Genomic DNA, 22,659 nt, shown 5'->3' with positions numbered 1-22,659 from the left:
TGACTATGAAACTTCGTATGGCAACTCCGGGACCAACGCAGGTTCCCAATGAAATTTTAATGGCTGGTGCAAAGGAAGTCATTCATCACCGCTCACCACAAATGCAGACATTGATTGAGGAAATTAATCAGGAGCTCCCCAAATGGTTTCGCACACAAAACGATGTTTACATTTTACTCTCATCAGGAACCGGAGCTATGGAAGCAGCCATTTCAAATAGCTTGAATATCGGTGACAAGGCAATTGTAGTGTCAAATGGGTATTTCGGTGAGCGATTTGTAGATATTTGCCGCATACAGGGTGTCGAGGTAGTTGAGATCCGCTCTCCCTGGGGAACATCAGCTTCCATGGAATCCATCCAGGAAACGTACGAACTGCACCAGGATGCCAAGGCCATCTTAGTCGTCTATAGCGAGACTTCTACAGGCGTTAAGAACGATATCCAAAGTATTGGACAGTTTTTCAAGGATAAGGAACAGATCGTTATTGTGGATGCGATCAGCGGTTTGTTATCTCATGCCTTAGAGATGGACGAGTGGGGTCTGGATATCGTACTTGCTGCATCACATAAAGGATTCATGATGCCTCCTGGTCTCGCGTTTGTTAGTGTGTCGGCTAAAGCATGGAATGTTATTGGCCTGGTGAAGACACGCAGTTATTATTTTTCTTTTGAACGTTATCGTAAATTCTACCCTATGGCTCCTTCCAGCCCTGGTGTATCTCTGATTCAAGCTCTGCAGGTATCTTTACAATTGTTGAATGAAGAAGGCTACGATGCTTGTGTACGTAGACATCAAGGAATTGCTAAGGCAACAGGAGCTGCACTTGAAGCGTTGGGGTTTGAATTGTTCGTTCAGGATCCAAAAGTAAGAAGTAATACGGTTACCGTTGCCAAGGCACCTGGTGCTGTATCCGCAAAAAAGTTACTTCAAATCCTCAATAACCAATTTGGGCTTACCGTAACAGGCGGACAAGGTGAAATAAAAGATACCGGTATTCGCATTGGTCATGTGGGTGCTGTCGATGTAATCGATATCATGGGCATTTTCGGTGCTATTGAAATGAGTTTAAGCGAAATGGGCCATACCTTTGAACGAGGAAGCAGTCTGCAAGCCATTCAACATTCATTAGCGGAGGAATCAGTCTATGTTTAAGTTATACCAAAGAGAAAGATGTCCCTATTGTAAACCTGTGCGGGAGCTATTAACCGACTTGGGTGTTTCTTATATCAATATCAATGTTACGAAGGAAAGATCTGAAAGGAAAGAACTGATTGAGCTTACGGGTGTGCCTTTTGTTCCGGCTCTGCATGACGGAGATCATATTCTAGCAGGCCGCTTAGAAGATAACCAGCATATTCTGGAGTACATTCAACAGCATTTTTCCAACGTAAAACAGGACATTAGTGCGAAATGAAGATTGCTTTGATTGGCGATATTCATAGTCGGTTTGCTCAAGCGGAACAAGTGGTAACCCAAGTACGTAAAGATCATGCTGAAGCAGAAATCATATGTATGGGTGATGTTTTTGAAGTGGAGAAAAAAAGCGTATCTTCAGCGGATGAAAGTGCAGTGGAGCCGGAACAATTACCCGACTATGTTATGAATTCAACACATTCATTTATCGATACACTTCGTACGTTTCAAGGCGTTATCGGTAATCAGGAAGAAAAGCTGAAGAAGCTGATGCCTTCAACACAAATACCCGAAAATATCGCTATATTTCTAGATTATCCGAGGGAAATTGCCCAAGGTAATCTGCTCTTTATCCATGGTCATCAGCTGCCATGGGTAGAGAGCGGTCCTGATGTGTTTCATCCGTTAATTGAAAATAAAATGTTAACGTATCGGCTTTTTTTTTATGGGCACAACCATGATCAAAGATTATTCGGTGTGCATCAGGTGGATGGTGAGATGCTTTACAATGAAATTCCGATTCAGTTGGGGAGATCCATCCCTTTGGATCAGTATGAAAAATACCTGATTAATGTTGGAGATATAAAGAGCACACCTTCTAAATGGGCGATCTATTGTAGTGATGCAGATACCATAACCTTCTATGAGTTGTCCCCTGCGAAAGTATAGAGAGGAGTATTCCATTGTGGCTATTTTAATCATTAATCGAAGAAATCATACCATTACACCCTATGAAAGCTGGTTAAACTCAACAAAACAAAAATTAGTGATGCTGTCTTCCTCCGAATATCAGTCAAGCTATAATCACGTTGTAAATCACTATGAACACATGGAATGGTTCGATCAATTCTCGGTCAATGGTAATGTAGAGAAAAGAGCCATTGCTCTACATAAAACATATCAGTTTACGGCCATCATTGCTATTTCTGAATCTGATCTGATTCGGGCAGCGGAATTACGTGACTATTTGGGTATTCCAGGCCAAACGATGGAGAGTGCTCTAGCATTCCGCAATAAAGTGATGATGAAAGATAAACTGAAACATACAGACATAAAACTGTCGCCTTACTGCAAGGTAACTTCAAGTTTGGACTTATTAAAGTTTGTTGAGTCTCATTCCTATCCCATTGTAGTGAAGAAAATAGACGGGACAGGTTCCAAAGAAGTAGCGGTCATCCATTCGGAATCAGAACTGGCGAACAGGTTGGAAGAAGGCTTCAAGGGAGAGTGGATCGCGGAGGAGTTTGTATCGGGACGAATTTATCATATTGATGGTCTTGCCAAGAAGGGTGAACTTTTATTTTGCTGGCCTTCTGTCTACATTAATTCTTGTCTGGCTTACATGGATGCTAAACCATCTGGAAGTTACATTCTGGAAGCTGATAATCCGCTGGTAACGCGGTTAAATGAGATGGTAAACCAGATTTTATCCCATTTACCCTGCCCGGAGGTTATGGCTTTCCACGCGGAGATATTTCACACAGAGGAAGATGAGCTAATATTGTGTGAAATTGCCAGTCGTGTGGGTGGTTCCAAGATTGGTATAACATTAAAAACGGCCTTTAACATTGATTTAATGAAAACATGGGTCCAAATGCAGTGTGGTATCCCGATATCCTGGGAATCTATTGAGAGAGAGCCGCGGACGATCAGTGGCAATGTGCTGGTTCATCCAGGAAAAGGCACATTTTTGGGGCCACCGGAAACGGAGTACCCGGATGAGATAATCGATTTTGAGCTTCTTGCTTCCGCTGACCAACACTTTAACTATGGCCGTAATTGTAATGATTGTCTGGCTTCCTTCGTATTGATGGCTAGTAGTGAACAGGATATCGAGGAACGATTACTAGCGGCAGTGGATTGGTTTCAAACGTCAATGAAATGGGACAATGGAGAAGTGATTCAACATGGAGAAGTCATTCAACATGGATAATCATTCGGTCACACTTCATTCATTACGATCGAAAGATCAGCTGCGCTTTTTTGTTAAAGATCAGATGGAAGCCGTTGGTTCAGGTAAGAGGATTGTGCCTGTTTTTGAAGAGCACCAACAAAGCATTTTTGCTTTTCTGGAAAAGGAAAATGGTACACATCTATTGCTGAATACCCAATATGCTTCTGAGTTCCATTGTACAGACTCCATTGAAGAATTGATTGCACAGCATAATGCAGCGATGTCCTCCGCCTGCCGCGAAGCTTGTCTGTGGGTGGAGAGTTCAACGTGGGGGTTGGAAGAATCCCTTTTTGCGTTACTATATGCGATTTATTTTAGAAAGATTGTGGTAAGGCTGAATAGCCTGGATGAGTTTATCCAAAATAAAGGGCTAAGTGTCAGAGACGACTATGACTCTTGGTTTTTTATTATGCCGTATTCATGCCTGGATGGCGAAATTAACCTCAAGCTGGCACATTTTGCAAAGCCCATGGGATTTCTACCATTTACCGATTACACGACTTTACGTTTGTATTTGTTGAAGCGTATCGTACTCGAGGATAAGCTGAATAGCAGCCTTCGGTTGAATTCTGTACTGGCCAATCGGATTAAACTCCGAGAGGATGAAGCCAGACAAGGCATCGCAGGTCAGATGGTAACTCATTATTTACCTCGAGATTATTGTTCCCTGGAAAGCACATCAGACCTAATTTTCCAACAAAGCAGGCTGCTTGAGTTTAGCTATATGTCACATTGCCGGGAATGTGCAATCGTCATGAATGATTATTTGTTTTGTAGTGTGCAGGCAGATGAGACCGATAAAGACAACACAACGGGAGAATGTAACCAATTTTCGCCACGTTGTCTGACACACACAGACCAATGCTGCATTGAGAACCGTAAAAGGCTTTCCATCAACGATCTGTATGCGAAATTCCTGTTTTTGAATGGGTGTAACCTTGGTGATGGAGCTCAAAGCTTTATTCCATACCGTCATACAATACTTAGGAACCTTATTGAAGGGCATGCATTGAGTATCATAACAACACCGAGTATTAAAATTGGTGATATTACTGAGAATATTCTGGCTCATAACTTATCGAAATATGGATATTCCGAAGGGATCAAAACACAGTATATCAATGAATTTCTTAGGTATAGCGGTATTGAAAACAACTATTTCTCACAAATTGGTGATCCGGGTTTAAAGTATGGGGGGCTTAACGTAAAGAAGACTCGTGTGTCCATGAATGATGTTTCAGAGGTCACAGCCATCCTGTCAGATCTAGCTGATGAAACTTATGCTGAGGTCGAAATTCAGGTGGAAGAGTCGAGTTTGCAGGAGTTGGATATCGCGAAAATATCCTTTTTGGACTCCGATCATAAACAAATATCCATTAATCAGAAGAAAATATACGTCGGCTTTATTAAAAGTGATCCTTGCAGCGTGAAATTAATGCTGTTCTCCAACGAACCGTTTGAACATGATGAGATGCATGTGGTTCTAACCGCAAGAAATCATGTAGAAGAAGCCATGAAGCGTGTTGATGTTTATCAAGATAGCTTGGACTTTTTCAGAGAATGTGTTTCTATTGGCAGCCAATTAAAAGGGAAAATAGAGGATGTCTATAACTACTGGAAGTCCATCCCTAATTTATATCGTAGATATCGTTACTGCTTCCAATCGAGGAGCAAGCTGGAAAGTACACTTCGCAAGTTGGAACAGAAATATTTGAATTTGAATCAGGAAATTTTCACTCAGATGGTTTCCTATACGAACAGCAAGAGAGATATATTTTTTGAAAAGATAAGTGAAAAGCGTACGCACATTACTGAACTTGCCTTTACTTCTACTTGTTATGATTGTGGTTATTCAAGTGCTAGATTCGAGTCTTCGATTCTGACAGGACCAGGAAAGTCAGTGAAACGCATAAGTTATAAATGTTTTCATTGTGGATGCATTTCTGATTTTCCTGAGACTGCATTGTCGATTACAGGGAATCCATATCTCCGTTTTGGAAACGAAGGTTTGGACGCAAAATTGTATGAAATAAACAATCAGCAAAATGAGCCTCTCCAAATAAACATTGCCGGAATTAGCATTGATAGTGAACTTATTGACGTGGAGTTTCATCAAGTCAAGCTGGAAATTCAACCAGGTGAACGTTCATCCGTTTTTATCAAGTTAAAGCCGAGTCCGGAGTTAAAGCAAGGTGTCTACTTGTTCTCTTTTTATATCCTGGTGAACAGCCAATTCTATTATTTATCCAAAACATTTGGATATGAAGAAAACTAATATCTGACTGCACTTATTATGGAAATGGAGTGGAGCTTGTGCGAACGGTTATATTAAATAGGTTTTCTCCGAATACAGTCAATTACGAAGAATGGCTCAGTGGTATTGACAGTGAATTCATCATCTTTTCGAAGCATAAACATATCGAGCATTTTGGTGATTTCTTTGATGAGAAAATTGGATATGAAAATATGGATACTGACGAAAGAGTTTATTCTGCTATTGTGGAGCTCCATCAAGCTAAGAAAATTGATTGGATCATTGCTGCTCACGAATTTGATTTATTGAAAGCTGGACAGCTTAGAGAATATCTGAATATTAAAGGGCAAACTGCGGAAAGTGCACTTGCTTTCAGGGATAAAGTGGTTATGAAAGAGAAGGTTTCCGAAGTAGCTAACGTACCTGCGTTCGTAAGAATAAATCATGTATTTGATTTGCTGGAATTCAAGAGCAAGCACGGTCTTCCTATCGTGGTCAAGCCGGTAGATAGCGCCGCTTCTGTAGGTGTACAAATCGTTCGTGATGAAACGGATTTTGAGCTTCTTTTAGCTAACGGTCTCGATAAGAATCTGGAGGCTGAATGTTTCGTTGATGGAGATATGTATCATATCGATGGATTATACGAGAAAAACAACATGTTATTATACAGCCCGTCCCGTTATATCAATGGATGCCTGGCTTTTCAGGAAAATAACTATTTAGGCTCTGTAATGTTAGATACAGAAGACTTGCTGTATGAAAGACTTCAGCAAACACTGCTAACCGTGTTAAATGCTCTTCCTGTACCCGACCATCCTATTGCATTTCATGCAGAGTTTTTTCATACGACTAATGATCAAATCCTATTATGTGAAATCGCCTGTCGTGTAGGTGGAGGGGAAATTAATGATGGTGTAAAGTTTGCAACAGGAATTGATATATTACAAGAATCTATACGAGCCCAATGCGGTCAAACCATAAACATAACTCCGACTTCAAATAAACTGACGGGTTGGATGCTAGTACCTCCTCAAAAGGGGAAGCTGTTATCGGTTAATTCTAATCTGCCCTTTGAATGGGTTCTGAAATGCACCATAAAAGAAGAAAACATCGGAAAATCATTTAACGGTGCCGAATCAAGTGTAGACGCTATTGCTTCATTATTGATCTATGGAGATAGTCAGACAGAGATAGAAAGCCGACTGCATACATTATATTTGTGGTTTCAGGAAAATACAGTGTGGGAATACCACTCTGAACCAGTAAGCATAGGATATACGTATGAGTGATTTTTTTCAATTGCATCGAAATGTAAGGCTGAGAGTTATCATTATTTTTTTTAGTACCCTCACCTCCAACATGATTTTTCCGTTTATGTCTATCTATTTCGCCAGATATATCGGAATTAGTGCAACAAGCATCATTCTTTCCATAGCGATTTTGTGTAATATTGCTGCAGGCATGTTGGGAGGATATTTTTCGGATCGAATAGGGCGCAAAAAATTGATGATTTTATCAGAGGGTTTACGCGTAATTACCTATCTGATGCTGCTGGTATCGAACTTACCCGGCAGCACTTTTCCTTATATAACCATAGTCTTTTTTGTGATGAATAGTATATGTTCCGGTTTATACGGTCCCGCCTCCGAAGCAATGCTTCTTGATGTAACGAATTCATCTCAGAGGAAATTAATGTACAGTATATTATATTGGGCTACTAACCTGTCTATAGCCTTGGGGGGAACGCTTGGAGCGTTACTGTTCAACAACCACTTATTCATTTTATTCATGTTGCTGCTTTTATCCTCCATATGCTCGTTCATCATTACGTACAAATTTATTGTAGAAACCAACATGCCTCAAGAGGAACAAAACAAAAAGAGAAATGTATTTAAGGATCTATTTCTCAATTACAGAACCGTAATGAAAGATTCTCTGTTTATCCTTTTCATCCTGTCGAGTATGTTATTATTTTCGATTGAAAGCCACTTGGCCAATTTTATAGCGATCCGCTTAGAAAATAATATCCACAATGTTGACCTGTGGAATTGGACGTTAGATGGAATACAGGTTTACGGTTATTTGAGAACAGAGAATACGATTCTTGTCATTGCTCTTTCAATTATTTTCACGCAGTTCATTAAAAAGTGGCCCGAAAAAAGAACCATGTTCATAGGATTTTCCATGTATATTTTGGGCTATGTGATTTTATCATACAGTAATCAAGTGTGGATCTTATTCGGGATCATGGTCATAGCGGTTTTAGGCGAAGTGCTTTTTGTGCCCATTTACGAATCTCTTTTAGGAGATCTTGCACCTGAAAATTTGCGGGGTTCTTATATGGCACTGAACAAAATTGCGACCAAGGGTGCTAGTTTGATTGGTGCAATAGGGGTTTACCTCGCACATGTTTTGTCGCCCATAGGTATTACCGTTTTTGTTGGTTTATCTGGCTTGATAGCGATCCTATTGTTATACATGATTATGCCGGCCATTTATGAGCGTCGCAAACAAAACAATGAATATAGCCACTAATCAGATCAGCAGCAGGACTTTCCTAGAGCATATCGAAAGTCCTGCTTGATTTTAATTTGAATAGTTATGTTCCGCTTTTCCGAGTCTAATCTCGTTTCAATTCAAAGGAGGTCATCCATCATGTCTATCCGGGTTCCTGTTACAGGGGTACTGAATGATAAACAAGCACATGCACTCACTTTAAAATTGGCTTATAGTATGGAGGGAATATTCGGATGTACATACGACGAAATCAACAGAGAGATCTTGATTGAAAGTGAAAACGAAGCGAATACGGAATATTTGCTTGATATTGTCCACAAAATGATCCTTGAAGAAAAAGAAATAAGAGCAATGGGATCTCGTTTGATTAGAACGCAAGATCAACCAAAGCAAACCTATCCTAAAATAGATCAAATGGAAATGGCAAATGACTTCGTTTTGAATGGAACAATGAAAAAAGAACTTGCAGCAGAACTGTATTCCATATTTGATTTGCTTTTTCATAGCATCAGCCAGAAGTACAATGCAAAAAACAGAAAGTATTCCTCTCTTATACCGCGTGAAGTAATGGATATTTGTAAATATGTAAATTACTTTCCTCAAAATGCATACTTTGTAGCTGAACTGCCTCATGACTATTACGCACTCAAACAAGTTCAAAATGAACAAGATATTGAAAATCTCGTTAGGATAAATGAATTTATGCTTTCGCCTGCTGTATGTTTTCATTGTTACCAAGAGCTGAAAAATCAAGAAATCAAGGATCCAATTGTTTTCACGGCTGAAGGAAGCTGCTTTAGACACGAAGCAGCATGGAGAATTGGGCAACATCGAATGAATGAATTTTCAATGAGAGAGATCATATATTTCGGACAACCTGAATTTGTTACTCAAATACGAAATGATATTTTAGAGGAGATCTGGGATCTTTTCAATGAATTAGGTTTTTGCGGTAGAATAGAAACTGCACACGACCCGTTTTATTTTCCTCAGGATTCCTCACGAGCCCAACATCAAATGCTTGCAGATATGAAGTATGAATTAGTTGTGGAGATCCCCAATTCAGATATTTCCTTTTCCATTGCCTCATTTAATAATGTCAAAGATACACTATGCAGGGAGTTTGATATCACATCCGCAATGGATAAAAAATATCTGCATTCTGGTTGTGTAGCATTTGGTATCGATCGCTGGGTCTACGCCGTAATGTCCACTTTTGGGTTGGATATTCAAGGTTACCCTGAAAAAATTCGTGAATATTACAAGAGATCAATCATGTGAAGTTACGTAGAGTTCTACGTCACTAACTTTCAAGGAGGGCATATGAAGACTATCATTTATATGGTTAGGCATGCGGAATCACCGTATACGGAAGGAACGGAAAGAACGAGAGGACTTACCTTGAAGGGCCAAGGGAATGCAGCCCAAATAACAGAAATATTAAAGGACGAAGGAATACATACCATCTTTTCAAGTCCGTATGCCCGGGCTGTCTTAACCTTGGAGGGGCTGGCAACAGCATTGGGAATAGACATTCATATTATGGAGGACCTGCGGGAAAGGCATTTTTCAGATGATAATATTAGGAATGAAGAATTTATGCCTGCTTCGAAGCGAATGTTTGAAGACCTTGATTATGCTTTACCAGGAGGAGAGTCTAATACGGTTTGCCAGAATAGAGCTGTAAATGTGTTCAAGCAAATTCTAGAAGAATACCAGGGGAAAAAGGTAGCTATTGGCACGCACGGACATGTCATGACGTTGATGATGAATTACTTTGATGCAAGCTACGGCTTTGATTTTTCTAATCAAACCAGCAAACCCGATATCTATAAGCTTCAATTTGAAGGGATGGAATTAGAGCAAGTGACAAGGTTATGGGAAGCATAGGGTAAAAGTAATTGATAGAGAGAGTAGTAATTGGGTTGAACTGAGAGAGGGATGGTATGGATGGAACAACAGGAATACGGCCGCTATTTACTAGCGATGGGCGGAGACGAATGTGAGCCAGAAGATGATGAAGAGGTTGAAGCAGACCATTTCTATGGATTATTTCAGTGGTTTATGCCAACGGGAGCAGGCGTTGAACGGGTGTTTGAGCCGATTCCAGAAGGCCAGCGTTTCCTGGATAGGATTCGTCCGATCTATGAGATGTTGAATCCAGAGGATTTCGCCGGCGAATATGTGCCAGGTTATTTCAATGGCGGGAATGAGGATGCTTCCGAGGACACATTGCGTAGTCTGGGGGAGGAGTTAATCCAAAGATTGAAGCTCCTGTTCTCCAAGGTACCGGAGGATGACGAAGCGGCGGATGCAGCTAAGGAAGCATTTAGAGCTTTATCATGTGTAAAGGAAGTTGTTGTATTACAGCCAGGCGAAATTGGCAGGTTAGAGCAAAGGTTGCTTCAAGGTACGGATGAAGAGGATAGCGAGGTCGTTTACGAAGCGCTTGGAGACCTTCTTCGCTCACGTAGCGATTACAACGAAAATATCGAGCTATTAAGTGAAGCATACTATTCCATTGCTTGCGATTATTGGGTAGCCTATTACTTGCAGTGGCCCCGCTATCAAGGTTTGCAGGAGGCAGAAAACTGCCTGTATCCATACTTTGAGCTATATCGCTATGGCTATAATCTTCATTGGACTCAGAGTAAGCTATTTATCGGTAGACGCTCATGAGTACAGAAGAATATATCCAACACATGCTACAGGCGATCATTGAAAAAATACAAATCATAGTTAACGATAGAAGTAAGCAATCCTTCGGCTCTCTGGAGTATCTCTTGAACCATATGATAGAGTATCGGAATCGTAAACAATATAGGTCAAAAGAGTGGCATATCAACACACCCCGTTGGCTAGGGGAATATGGAAATACACCTGAGGAAGAAGAGGTTTGTTCAGACATCCACAGATTGCAGTTATACATTGCTGAGAAGTTAAAGGGTGGGTGGGGAAAATAAAATTACACATTATGTTTTACACACTTAGATGTTCATGAACCCTTTGATATGAAGACATTAACTAAAGGAGAATCATTCATGTTCTATGTTAATGCTAGAGCTTTTATAGAACGCCATGATAGGGATAGAACAGAAATCATAATTCAGACTCGAAATAAAAAGAATGAGGAGTCACTGGAATTACCGGGCGGCAGATTGGAACTTTACGAATCCATCATAGATGCATTGAGAAGAGAAGTATATGAAGAGACAGGTTTGACCGTTGTGGCCGTAGAAGATAGTCACAAGCGAATAGATACATGTGGGATCAATCCGAATTTTGAAGTTGAATGTTTGGAGCCGTATTGTGTATATCAAACCATGAAAGGGCCTGTGGATTCTATCGGCATGTATTTTATATGTCAGGTGGAGGGGGAACTCTTACAAGAGGGTGACGAAACGACAAATATCGGATGGAGAACGATTGATGAGGTCTATGAGCGTATGGTCAATGATCCAAGACAATTCTCAGATGTTGATCGCGCAGGAATAATATATTATTTGAAGCACAGGTTTGGAAAAGAACTTGAAGGAGACTGAAGATGTAAGGAGTAATTAAGATGTATATAAAAGAAAAGAAGTATATTATCGCTATTACTGTTCTTCTTGTAATTGTATTGGTGACGATATGGTATTTTAGAGTGGGGTATTTATTAAGAAAACCAGAGATGCCCAACGCAAATATTGAGATTCAGACCCAAATGGTTGATGGTGGTACGATTAATTTAAGAAATGCTTATTACACCGAAAATGAAATCAAGGTTGGATATGAAGTAAAAGGGTTCAGTTTGAAGGAGAATAATATTTCTTGTAAGCTTTATAATGACGGGAATTTAATTTCAACTTCTGGCTCGACAGGTGGAGGTCTGATAGAGCTGGACGAAAAGCATTATTACTTGGTTGGTATTGAGAATATAAATGAAAACGAACTGCCTGATTCTCTAAATCTAACGGTTGAAATTATTGTGATACCCAATGATTCTGGACAAAAACCTATACCAGCTTCGTTTAATGTAAGCCTCGATAAAGAAAGTGGAGCTTAATGTCGCTGCATTCTTATCATTGAGCAAGAATATGTAAATCTGCTTCATAAGAGCAGATGACTACACATAACATCATATTCAAGCTGCAGGCATAGGGCCTTGATTTGACAGGTGCTGGCTACCCAGCACAAGGATACGGGAACATGTTTCTGAAAGATACGCCAATCTTATACGTGAGGGTGATTCATGTGGAACGAGGACTGATTATCTTTTTGAACGGAACGTCAAGTTCGGGAAAGACAAGTATCGCGATGGAATTGAAAAAGCAGGGAAACATTCCGTTACATCATTTGTCTGTAGATCAATTTTTCCAGAATTATGACCAGTTTATCGACAATACATACCCAGATATGCAACCTACAAGAGAATTGGAACCTCATGTGATGACAGATATCCTTTTTGACCCGATTGTCTCATTGTTCTATTCAACCATTAAACTGTTTTCGGAGATGGGTTTGAATGTCATTGTGGATACGGTCATTACCAATGACAAGTGGTTTAACGGTTTTTATGATTTGCTTTCAGACTATCCGATATTGTTTGTGGGCGTGCACTGCTCCAAGGAAGAACTCACCAGAAGAGAGCAAAGCAGGGGAGATCGCGCAATTGGACTTGCCCATTCCCAGTTTGACTACATATATGCCTATGATGAATATGATCTTGAAGTGAATACGGAAGAACTCAGATCAGCTGACAGTGCGGCAAAGATATTAGATTATATCAATTCCAAGCAGGAATTCTCGGCGTTTAAGAAGTTGAGTAGAAGAGAGGTTATACTATCGTAAAAGAACGGAATTCAAGACCAAGGTTGATCAAGTGGCATTTTGATGATGAAGTGAGATCGGATCATCCAGAAGAATGGAATTGGATAGAGATCACAATGTATTTCACGGACGGCTCCAGAAGGTGGAGCATCTTATATACACCAGAACGTTTACTAAATAACTTGTCACGACCGGACATAGACCCACCAGGTCTTCATATGCAACAGCTTATTGTTGTTAGAAGCTATGAAGTGAGTGATATTGAGAGAGTTCTGAACGTTTTTGATGAAGAAGATGAATTGATCGAGGCCTCAAGGGAGTATCCAGAGTAGCTTGGAAATGGTGAGTTCTATATCAAACGTGTTAATGCAGTTTCGAAAAGAAGATTGGAAGGTCGTCTCAGTCTCTATGGAATAGAGAAGGGCCTTCCTTTTTTGTTTTTATTATTGTCGGCAAGGTGAATATGGAAATACGCCGGAGGAGGAAGAGCTTTTTCAGACATTTACCAACTGCAAGCGTAGTTTGCTGAAACATTAAAAGGCGGGTAAGGGCTCGTTGATGTCGCATTAGTCCGGCTGAAATGTCGCAAAAGTACATGGTAACGCGATGTGTAGATCGTTTATACTCTCCTTATGTTTCGATAATGAAAATCATTATCAGTATTATACAAAAGGGGGATTCATCATGAAACAAGGAACGAAGGGGCAAGCGGCTGGAAGCAATACCTACACTGCCCGCCAATCACGATTGTTAATGGGCCTGATGCTGGCCCTGATTCTTGTCCTGACGGCTTGCGGTGCCGGAACAGGTACAGATAGCGGTAAGCAATCTGCGGCAACACCAGCGGAGACACCTGCCACTGAAGAAGTTCAGACTGCAGGAGCTTTCCCTGTAACGATCACACACATGAAGGGTGAGCTGACACTCAACGAAAAACCAAATAAAATTGCTGTACTTGATGTTAAGTTTCTGGATCAAATGTTAGCCGTTGGCGAGAAGCCCGCAGGCAGTGTTATCGCTGGAGGTAACACCGATTTTCCAGAATACCTAGGTGATCAGCCAAGTGACGTACAGGTTCTGGGTACACGGGACGAGCCCAATCTGGAAGCAATTGTAGCCTTGGACCCCGATTTGATTATCATGACCGACTTCCAGGAGAAACAGTATGAGAATGTAAGCAAAATTGCACCGACCCTCGTACTCGACTTCTACGAAGATTGGCGCGATACGTTAGCCACGGTCGCTAAGATTACAGACAAGCAGGACGAGGCAGAGAAGGTGCGTCAGGCGTATGAGGACAAAGTCGCTGGACTGAAGGCGAAGCTGTCAGAGAAAATGGGAGATGAAACGGTAGCCCTGATCCGTCCGAGAAAAGAAGGTATTCGTGTCCATGGTATTGAGCATCGTACAGGCGGTATTCTGTATCAGGATCTGGGCTTGAAGATGCCTGCACTCGTTGAGGGAATCAAGGATGATACCTCTGTTGAAATCTCAATGGAGAAGGTTCCGGAGATTGGCGCGGATCGTTATTTCGTACTGTCGGATGAGCTGTTTGCCGCAGAAGCAGAGGCTATGATTAACAATCCAGTATGGAAGTCTCTTGATGCCGTGAAAAATAACCGTGCGTATGATGTGAATTCAACACTTTGGATCGCATACTACGGACCGCTTGCCATTAATCTGATTGTAGATCAGGCTTCGGAAGCCCTGCTGGGATCGAATTAACATGAACCAATATCTCTCGACAGACTTATGGCAACAAACGGTGGAGGATCATTCGATATGGCTTGGTATGCCGCCTGAACCTAATGTCCGTATCATTGCTTTGAGCGAGCTGCATGAAGAAGCTGCATGCCGAGAGTATATAAGCTGGTTTCAGGAGTATATTGCTGCGCCTGACATGAAGGTTGCCGCTTCGATGCTAGCCAAGCGAATTGGCTATTTGTGGACCGCTCCGCTGGTGACGGCGATGACTTTTCATCATCAGCATGTTTCCTTTGAGCTGGAGAACAGTTTCCTCTATCATCCGAAGCTCTCCGCTCATGAGGGGGGGACACGTTTTCCTTATCTGGCGGTGAATCGGCTTCAGGCAGATGCAGTGACAGGAGACAGGGAAGTGTGGCGGGAAAAGGTGGTAGAAGAGATGTTTGCAGTACAGCTTACACCACTGTTAAAGACGCTTGCTGCAATTGCATCTCTATCCATGAGTATTCTCTGGGAGAATATCATGGTACGTATTGGCCGGTTGTATACAACTGATGCAGATGATGGGCTGGAAAGCCAGCACGTTCAGAATGATTTTACTTACCTGACACAAGGCGCGCCAGGGCAGGTGTTCGGTGTAAAGCGTAATCCGTTTACCCGATATACAGAAATCCAAAACAACGTTCCTGTTGCGAAGAGCAAGCGCATTACCTGCTGCTTTTACTATCAGATGTCAGAGGAGTATTGCAACAAATGTCCGAAAATTGACAATGAGAATGAATCTCAATTAAAATGACAGCAGCAACAACCTTACCTTTGCTATTGTCAGGAGATGAGAGAAATGCCGCTTCAAGAACAGACAAGTCTATGGAGTGATACGACGATCAAGATGGTTGACGTACATAGCGGTACGTTGCAGCCAGGCAGTAGTCTTAGCGAAGCCGAATTAACATCAAATCTGTTGCTGCTGGCTAGCGGCGGAGAAGGGGAGCTTGCAATGAATGGTGAGGTTTGCCACATTGGAGCTTCTTTTGCTGCTCATGTGATAGAGGGATCCTCCTTTACACTGACTGCCACCTCAGACAACATGGATTATATCTTGATCATGTATAAGGCAGTCTCCATGGAAGGAGTCTCCCTTGTTTTGCCCTCGCACCGCAATCACCCGCTGCGTACTTCGTTTGTTGAGCACCCGGGAACTCAGGCGGAATGGGTTGAGATGGCGGAAAAAATTGCAGCGAAATGGAATAGGGGCGAAGGGCTGGAACGTTTTCACGCCAATGCACTGCTGCAGGGGATGCTCTACGAACTTATTATGGAGTATGAACGTGGTCAGGGCGGGACTGCATCAGACATGGTGGATGTTGTCGCTGCGTATATAGCGGGGCATTATCGCCAGAATCTGGAGCTGAAAGAGCTGGCGGCAATTGCGGGATGCAGCGTAAGACAGCTGCAGCGACGGTTCAAACAGGAGAAGCAAATTGGACCGATGGAGTACGTCATCCAGCTGCGGATGGAGAGTGCATCGCGGATGCTCCGTCATACGGATGCTCCTATTGGGGAAATTGCAGAGAGAATGGGCTATCGCGATATGTATTATTTCAGCAGGGCGTTTAAGAAATACCATGGAGTTCCTCCTCAGTTCTATAGGCAAACTGCTGCTTCGAGAGCAAGTGCTCTCTCTATGTATCCCTTGCCGCAGAACCGCATGGCTTCTTGGTATGAGTCGTCAAAAGGCACCGTGATTTGCCATCTGCGAGGTCAATATGATGTCACCATATCTCCACAGCGTATTGCTGTACTCGATGTACAATATGCGGATCATCTGCTTGCACTTGGGTTGTCCCCGGCAGGTAGTGTAGGATCGGGAAGTGCGGCGTTCCATTTCCCTCAATATATCAGGGCAAGGCTTCAGGGTACCGAATTACTCGGGACGTATGAGTTTCCCGATCTGCCAGCGGTGGAACGACTGTATCCGGATCTGATTATATGTACCGAGGTGCATGAACCGCACTATGAACGGTTAAGCAGGATCGCTCCGGTTCTCATGTTTAAACGCAATGAGAGCTGGCAGACCATTCTCAGTCTGTTCGGTGAGCTGACAGGCAAGCGAGCAGAGGCCAAGCGGATCGTTGCAGATTATCATCGACGAACTGCATTGCTGTCAGAAGAACTTGCTCCTGTACTGGCAGGTAAGAGCGTGGCACTAATTCGCCCGTTCGAGTCTATGGTCCGGGTGCATACAGCCTCACATCGTACAGGCGCTGTGCTCTATCGAGACCTGGGTATGCCTGCCCCGTTATTTGTAGCCGATCCCTCCGACACGGCTTATCATATTTCGGTTGACAGACTGCCGGCCGTACATGCCAGCCACTACTTTTTGCTTAGCAGCGAGATCATGCAGGAGGGAATGTCTGCTACAGAGCAGAGTGTCTGGGGCATGCTGGATACAAATGAGCAACAACATATATACTCGGTTGATGCCGCGACATGGATCGGCTGTTATGGACCAACTGGCATCAATGGCATGATCGATCAGATTGCTCAGGCTTTGTTGGCTTGAGCGCCCCATCCTGAAAATGATAAACCCAAAGAAACCGTTCCTTGTAAAATGGAAGTGTGCGCAATCACATACCAAAGGGACGGTTTCTTTTTACATTTAACATACCTAGGCGAGTCATCTTAGTGATATATCGCTCTTTACGGAATGCCAAGAACAACGGAATGTCTGGTCGGGCCTGGTCGACTCTTCTTTCGGAAATTGGCCTATTTAGGATGTCTTCGGCCCCTTTCCCTGAGTTAACCGTTGGTCTGCCGCGTGTTGGTGCCGAAATTGTCCCGGGGTAAGTCCTGTTCTGGCTTTGAATATTTTGTTGAAATAGCTGACGTTTGCATACCCAATCTCCCGGCAAACCTCCTCAACGGAAGCATCTGTCTGCTTCAACAGCTCCATGGCGCGCTTGATGCGCAGCTGGATGAGATAGTCATTAACCGTCATGCCTGTAGACTCCTTGAAGATGCGCCCCAAGTAGGACGAGCTGCGTTTTACATGTTCCGCCACGTTATCCACAGATATATTCTTATTGTAATGGTTGTCCATGAATTCCGTTGCCAGCTGAAGAGTTACATCCGTCATTTTGGAGCGCTTTACCCGGTGGTAGTCGATAATCTTATTGCATATCGTTAAGACACATTCCTCCATATCTTGAATAGTTTCGGCGCGTGCCAGAGCATCGGTATAGGACGATCCTTCACCGATAACAGCGGTCACCTCGCCGCCAGTCTGAACGAGTGTTTTAACCAGCTCCCCGCTTAACTGAACATATAGCTGATGAATATTGGCTTTACCTAGCCTTTGCTTTAGCACCTCCCGGGTGATGGCCCGGATCACGGCAGTACATTCCTCTTTATCCGTCTTCAGCAGGGATTGCTGCAGCTTCGTTTCGAGTTCATACGGATAATAGTAGGTATCTTCTTCCGATTTCCATTCATCAAGGATCGAATAGGGCAGAATTTCGCCCTTCCCAATGTAGATTTTCATATTTAGTGCCTCTTGAGTCTCGTTGTAAGCTGCACGCACGGCTTGTTCGCCGGAGTGAATACGGCTGACAGCGATGGTCACAGAGATACCATAACGACTGAGAAAATATGATTTGAGGCTTCTGGCTTGTTCCACAGGAAAGGTATCATCGGCATCCGGATGTAAGGAGAGAAGGATGACCGTGTGCCTGCTGTCTTTGACAAAAATTTCTCCGTCGATATCCTTTCCCACCTCTTCCATCAGACCGTATTGGAGCAGATGGGAATGGAATATATCCTCCGATCCGCTCATCGGCTGATGCTCCTCGAGTTCAAGGGTCAGGACGGCGAAACGATTGAAATTAACCTGTAATCTAAGCAGCTCTGCCGCATGGTCCGGTCTGTTTGGTGCTTCCTCCTGTACGTTTCCCTGGATTAAATCGTTCAAATACTTTTCCTTAATAGCCGTGCGATTTCCGGTGAGGAGTTCATCCACTTTTAGCTTTTCTTTGATTAACATATCGCGGTTACGTGTCATCTGCTCAAATGAATGACGGATAAAGCCTGCTTCATCCGTGCTGCTGGGGGCGCTGGATCTGTCGCGCCGTTCGGATCCTTCAGAGCTCACAATATAGGAAATCACACTTTGCAGCGGGCGATATAGTCTTCTCGATAAAAAATAGGAAATAGCAACAGCAGCCGTTATATATAGGATGGCGACTGTCCAAATGAGGACTTTAATTCGGTTCATGCCTTGCAGAAGGACGGATCGTTCGGTGATATCGACGAATCGCCAGCCTGTCATATTTGATGAAGTGTAGGATACGATCTGATCAGAATCGCCAATATAGTAGCCGCTGTCTGATGTGATCTGTTCGGCATCCCATTCCTGAAGGAGTGCTTCTCTGTCATGAGCATCGGAATAGAGAAGTTCACCCTGTGGGCCAATGACCATGATGGTGCCTTTCTTGCTATTGTAATGACTTAAGTAGTCAGCGAAGAGTCGATCCAGATTCAAATTAATGACGATCGCGCCCTCCACTTGGCCAATCAGTGGCATCTTCTGAATGAGGGAGGTCGCAGAACGATCCGGAGAAAATCCATTCGTTCTTCCCGTTAACCAGACGGTACGAGATGCTGAGTCTTGATTTAAGGTATCCATCCAGGATTGGTCAGCAAAGTCGGCTATAGGAGATGTCTTTACCTCCGGACGTGATGTCAGGACAAGTTCGAGCGGGGCATAGTACAGATAAATGGAATCGATGTAGGGACTGAGCTTTTTTTGCTCTTCTACAAGAGTGGATAGATCAATTAATGAACTTACAGAGAGCTTGCCTCCGATGGTATGGTACACATAGGATTGAGCCATCAGCAGACTATTGGCCGCATTTCCGATGGTGGTCAGCTCCTTATGAATCAGCTCCTTCTGCTGAGTCAAGACAGATTCATTATAACCGATGGCGTTACGGACACTGTTATCAGCCGAAATCATGTAAGTGACCGAAGAAATGAGAATAACAGTGATCAAAGCTATGGCAGTCATCGATAGGAGCAGTTTCACGAACATGGAGTTATTTTTCATGGCAAAAAGTCCCCTCATGGCAATCCCCTCCTCATCTTAGCTGTGGTAGCGCTTACAATAAAATTTGATGATCTCAACAGTTGTGCAGTCCATTATATATCACACCAGCGGACTTAGAACAGATCGAAATTGAAAAACATACAAAAAACGGAATAACGTCAGTGGCTCTACGCGGCTTCTGAAGCCAAAAACATAAAAAAAATGGAATGAGAGGATTGTGCGCCGGAAGGTATAAAGCTTAAATTTTAAGTATGTAAAAACCGTTTCCAATACCCGGCCGGGTCGTGATGCAGGATGCGGGATTCTCGAATCCAAAACCAATCCAACAACAGGGGGTAGGTTCTTTTGAGTAAAAGAATCAAATTTGTAAGCGTTATCTTACTGGCTGTAAGTTTAACGGCAAGCTTGCTTACCGGATGCACTTCCGAGACGAATACCTCAAGCCCGAGTTCAAATGCAGGAGAAACGCCGGGAGCAAACTCCGATCCGATCGAAATTTCCTGGGGCATTCATTTTGCCGCGGATGGAGTTGTCAATGACTCGGAGGTCCAGAAGTGGCTGGAGCAAAAGTTTAATGTAAAGATCAAACCCGTGAAGGTAACGGACGCCAGTATCGCTTCCGGGGATATACCAGACATATTCATGCTCGGTGATCCTTCTAATGTAATCGCTTACCAAAATCAGGGCGTGTTAATGAGCATTGATCAGAACATGTTGAAGGAGAAAATGCCTGAGTATTACGCGGATATAGAGAAAAAGAAAGAGCTTTTCCAGACCGTTACCGTTAATAACGAGCTGTGGGCTATCCCGATGTTTATCGATTTGAAGCCTTACGATCTGGGGATGTTGTGGCGTAAAGACTGGCTGGATCAGGTCGGCATTCAGAAAGTCCCGGAGACGTTGGATGAATTCGAGGAAGCCGTTTATGCCTTTGCACAAAAGGATCCGGACGGTAACGGGGTGAAGGATACGTACGGGTTGACAGGAACAGCTACGTCCACGTGGTCATCCGGGTTCTATTCCATCTTCGGTGCATTCGGTGTCGAGCCGACCATGTGGATGGAGAGGGATGGTCAGATTGTAAATGGATCGATCATGCCTGAGACCAAGGAAGCCTTGGCGAAGCTGCGCAAATGGTATGCGGATGGGGTCATCGATCCTGAATTTATTACAGATACACAGGATTCCTATCGTAAGAAACTGTATAACAATCGGATCGGTGTCATTGAAGAGCAGATCAGCAAAGGCGCCCTGCCGGAATCTGCCACAGTCAAGGAAATGCTGGCATTGAATCCGGATGCCAAGATGGCATTCTCCAAAAATCCGAAGGGCCCTGGCGGTGACGGCTCATGGGATTGGGGAATCAAGAGCAATTTCCTGGTTATCGGCAGCAAAGTCAAGGATCAGCCTGAGAAGCTTGAGAAGCTGTTCGAAATTTTACAGGCACAGAGCAATGATGAAGAGACCATCAATATGACCAGCCTTGGTGTAAAGGGGGAGCAATGGGATTTTGCTGAGAGTGGTGCTACCTCGGGGGCGACTACATTTTTGCCTGGATTCGATAAGCAGGAGCAGCGTGATCAACTGGGAATCCGTCTGTTCTCTTTTGGTAACATTACCACCCAGGCTTATCGGGACAAATATTCCGATCCGAAGCTGAATGAGGCGGTCAAAACGTATTCATCTGCTCCAAGATGGACTGATGCGCTGCTATTCTCTGTACTGCCTTCGGACGGAAAATACAAACAGGAATTGACGTCACTCATGCAAAAATATTTCGCACAAATCATCAGCGGCGAAATTCCTCTGACTGATTTTGATACATTCGTAACGGAATGGAAGGCAAAAGGCGGCGATGAATTAACGAAGGAAGCCAATGAAATGTACCAAGCACAATTCAAAAAATAACCCGGACTTGGTCTGGACACCCGTGAGGGATTAATGATCCCTTGCGGGAGGTCTTCCAGGTTCGGTTTAACAAGGAAGTGCGCCATGAAAACGATAAAAAAACACGGAGAGCTGCTTTTACTATTTCTATTCGCCTTCGCATTCTTCGTCGTATTTAAATACGGCCCTTTATATGGAGTCGTCATTGCCTTCAAGGATTTCCGGGTCGTCGACGGGATATGGGGAAGTCCGTGGGTGGGATTCCGCCATTTCCAAGAATTGTTTCAGAATGGGGATTTTTATCGATTACTTAAAAATACCCTGCTCCTGAATTTGTATCAGATGATCTTTGCTTTTCCCGCACCAATCGTACTGGCGATTTTGCTTAACGAGGTGAGGTCAAGGTATTTCCAGCGGTTCATCCAAACGACCATGTACTTGCCTCATTTCGTATCGTGGGTCGTCATGTCCGGCCTGATTATTTATTTTCTCTCTCCAACGTCCGGCGTTGTAGGGGAAATTGTGAAGTGGTTTGGAGGGGAACCTGTCTTTTATATGGGAAAGAAGGAATATTTCCGTCCGATTGTGGTCATTTCTTCAATCCTTAAGGATATCGGCTGGGGCTCGATCATCTACTTTGCTGCTTTGGCGGCGATCAACCCGGAGCTGCATGAATCGGCCGTCATTGACGGAGCCAATCGTTGGCAGCGAATCATTCGAATTAATATCCCGTCCATTATGCCCACGGTCGCTATTATGTTTATTCTGAGTCTTGGTGGTTTCCTGAGCGCAAATTTTGAACAAATCATCAATCTGTTAAATCCGGTCAATTACGAAACAGGTGACGTCATCGATACTTATGTCTACCGGGTAGGTCTGCAGCAGTTTCAGTACAGTTACACCGCGGCCATAGGTTTGTTTAAATCGCTGGTGGGGCTCCTGTTGATTCTGGGGGCTAATCTGACCGTGCGAAAATTGAGCCGCGGCGAGAGCGGTCTATGGTAAAGGCAGGAGGAAG

The 22,659-nt window shown here is 43.3% G+C and carries 20 protein-coding genes; 19 read left to right on the top strand and 1 reads right to left on the bottom strand.

Annotation, left to right across the window (positions count from 1 at the left end; translation table 11 throughout):
* Nucleotides 1-5: 5 nt before the first annotated feature.
* The 17 genes from PIL01S_RS23240 (at nucleotide 6) to PIL01S_RS23160 (ending at nucleotide 17,216) form a co-directional block, all read left to right on the top strand.
* On the top strand, nucleotides 6-1,154 hold the full coding sequence (locus PIL01S_RS23240; RefSeq protein ID WP_246058528.1) for a pyridoxal-phosphate-dependent aminotransferase family protein: 1,149 nt from the start codon (nucleotides 6-8) through the stop codon (nucleotides 1,152-1,154).
* On the top strand, nucleotides 1,147-1,416 hold the full coding sequence (locus PIL01S_RS23235) for a glutaredoxin family protein (RefSeq protein WP_127539597.1): 270 nt from the start codon (nucleotides 1,147-1,149) through the stop codon (nucleotides 1,414-1,416). The genes PIL01S_RS23240 and PIL01S_RS23235 overlap by 8 nt, the downstream gene beginning before the upstream one ends.
* Nucleotides 1,413-2,084: a metallophosphoesterase family protein gene (locus tag PIL01S_RS23230; protein ID WP_127539596.1), complete on the top strand. Its 672-nt coding sequence runs from the start codon at nucleotides 1,413-1,415 to the stop codon at nucleotides 2,082-2,084. The genes PIL01S_RS23235 and PIL01S_RS23230 overlap by 4 nt, the downstream gene beginning before the upstream one ends.
* Before the next feature lie 16 nt (nucleotides 2,085-2,100).
* Nucleotides 2,101-3,348: an ATP-grasp domain-containing protein gene (locus PIL01S_RS23225; RefSeq protein WP_164764319.1), complete on the top strand. Its 1,248-nt coding sequence runs from the start codon at nucleotides 2,101-2,103 to the stop codon at nucleotides 3,346-3,348.
* Nucleotides 3,341-5,644: a hypothetical protein gene (locus PIL01S_RS23220; RefSeq protein ID WP_127539594.1), complete on the top strand. Its 2,304-nt coding sequence runs from the start codon at nucleotides 3,341-3,343 to the stop codon at nucleotides 5,642-5,644. Before PIL01S_RS23225 ends, PIL01S_RS23220 begins: the two co-directional genes overlap by 8 nt.
* Nucleotides 5,645-5,682: 38 nt before the next feature.
* Nucleotides 5,683-6,912 (top strand): ATP-grasp domain-containing protein, encoded by a 1,230-nt coding sequence (locus PIL01S_RS23215; RefSeq protein ID WP_127539593.1) that lies wholly within the window; start codon nucleotides 5,683-5,685, stop codon nucleotides 6,910-6,912.
* A complete protein-coding gene (locus PIL01S_RS23210; protein WP_127539592.1) occupies nucleotides 6,905-8,158 on the top strand; it encodes an MDR family MFS transporter in 1,254 nt (417 codons plus the stop codon). The genes PIL01S_RS23215 and PIL01S_RS23210 overlap by 8 nt, the downstream gene beginning before the upstream one ends.
* Nucleotides 8,159-8,278: 120 nt before the next feature.
* Entirely contained in the window at nucleotides 8,279-9,421 is a 1,143-nt protein-coding gene (locus PIL01S_RS23205) for an aminoacyl--tRNA ligase-related protein (RefSeq protein ID WP_164764318.1), read from the top strand.
* Between the two features lie 42 nt (nucleotides 9,422-9,463).
* Entirely contained in the window at nucleotides 9,464-10,030 is a 567-nt protein-coding gene (locus PIL01S_RS23200; protein WP_127539590.1) for a histidine phosphatase family protein, read from the top strand.
* A 60-nt stretch (nucleotides 10,031-10,090) separates the two neighbouring features.
* Complete coding sequence (locus PIL01S_RS23195) at nucleotides 10,091-10,819, top strand: hypothetical protein (RefSeq protein WP_127539589.1); 729 nt, start codon at nucleotides 10,091-10,093, stop codon at nucleotides 10,817-10,819.
* Nucleotides 10,816-11,103 (top strand): hypothetical protein, encoded by a 288-nt coding sequence (locus PIL01S_RS23190; protein WP_127539588.1) that lies wholly within the window; start codon nucleotides 10,816-10,818, stop codon nucleotides 11,101-11,103. The genes PIL01S_RS23195 and PIL01S_RS23190 overlap by 4 nt, the downstream gene beginning before the upstream one ends.
* Before the next feature lie 78 nt (nucleotides 11,104-11,181).
* Nucleotides 11,182-11,682, top strand: coding sequence for an NUDIX hydrolase (locus PIL01S_RS23185; protein ID WP_127539587.1), 501 nt, complete (start codon nucleotides 11,182-11,184; stop codon nucleotides 11,680-11,682).
* A 20-nt stretch (nucleotides 11,683-11,702) separates the two neighbouring features.
* Nucleotides 11,703-12,185, top strand: coding sequence for a hypothetical protein (locus PIL01S_RS23180; RefSeq protein ID WP_127539586.1), 483 nt, complete (start codon nucleotides 11,703-11,705; stop codon nucleotides 12,183-12,185).
* Between the two features lie 188 nt (nucleotides 12,186-12,373).
* Nucleotides 12,374-12,970, top strand: a complete 597-nt coding sequence (locus PIL01S_RS23175) for a chloramphenicol phosphotransferase CPT family protein (RefSeq protein WP_127539691.1) — start codon at nucleotides 12,374-12,376, stop codon at nucleotides 12,968-12,970.
* Nucleotides 12,971-13,633: 663 nt separating this feature from the next.
* Entirely contained in the window at nucleotides 13,634-14,674 is a 1,041-nt protein-coding gene (locus tag PIL01S_RS23170; protein WP_127539585.1) for an ABC transporter substrate-binding protein, read from the top strand.
* A 1-nt stretch (nucleotide 14,675) separates the two neighbouring features.
* On the top strand, nucleotides 14,676-15,449 hold the full coding sequence (locus PIL01S_RS23165) for a (2Fe-2S)-binding protein (protein WP_127539584.1): 774 nt from the start codon (nucleotides 14,676-14,678) through the stop codon (nucleotides 15,447-15,449).
* A gap of 45 nt (nucleotides 15,450-15,494) precedes the next feature.
* Nucleotides 15,495-17,216 (top strand): helix-turn-helix domain-containing protein, encoded by a 1,722-nt coding sequence (locus PIL01S_RS23160; RefSeq protein ID WP_127539583.1) that lies wholly within the window; start codon nucleotides 15,495-15,497, stop codon nucleotides 17,214-17,216.
* Between the two features lie 207 nt (nucleotides 17,217-17,423).
* On the opposite strand, the gene PIL01S_RS23155 is transcribed toward PIL01S_RS23160, so the two are convergent.
* Nucleotides 17,424-19,772, bottom strand: a complete 2,349-nt coding sequence (locus PIL01S_RS23155; RefSeq protein ID WP_127539582.1) for a helix-turn-helix domain-containing protein — start codon at nucleotides 19,770-19,772, stop codon at nucleotides 17,424-17,426.
* Nucleotides 19,773-20,099: 327 nt separating this feature from the next.
* Between PIL01S_RS23155 and PIL01S_RS23150 the strand changes: the two genes are divergently transcribed.
* Both PIL01S_RS23150 and PIL01S_RS23145 read left to right on the top strand, forming a co-directional pair.
* Nucleotides 20,100-21,662: an extracellular solute-binding protein gene (locus PIL01S_RS23150; RefSeq protein ID WP_127539581.1), complete on the top strand. Its 1,563-nt coding sequence runs from the start codon at nucleotides 20,100-20,102 to the stop codon at nucleotides 21,660-21,662.
* An 84-nt stretch (nucleotides 21,663-21,746) separates the two neighbouring features.
* The gene (locus PIL01S_RS23145; protein WP_127539580.1) at nucleotides 21,747-22,646 is read left to right on the top strand and encodes an ABC transporter permease; all 900 of its coding nucleotides are present in this window, start codon (nucleotides 21,747-21,749) and stop codon (nucleotides 22,644-22,646) included.
* Nucleotides 22,647-22,659: the final 13 nt, after the last annotated feature.

It is taken from the genome of Paenibacillus illinoisensis NBRC 15959 (assembly GCF_004000925.1).
GTDB classification, from domain to species: Bacteria; Bacillota; Bacilli; order Paenibacillales; family Paenibacillaceae; genus Paenibacillus; species Paenibacillus illinoisensis.
This window is presented reverse-complemented; position numbering and strand designations above follow the sequence as displayed.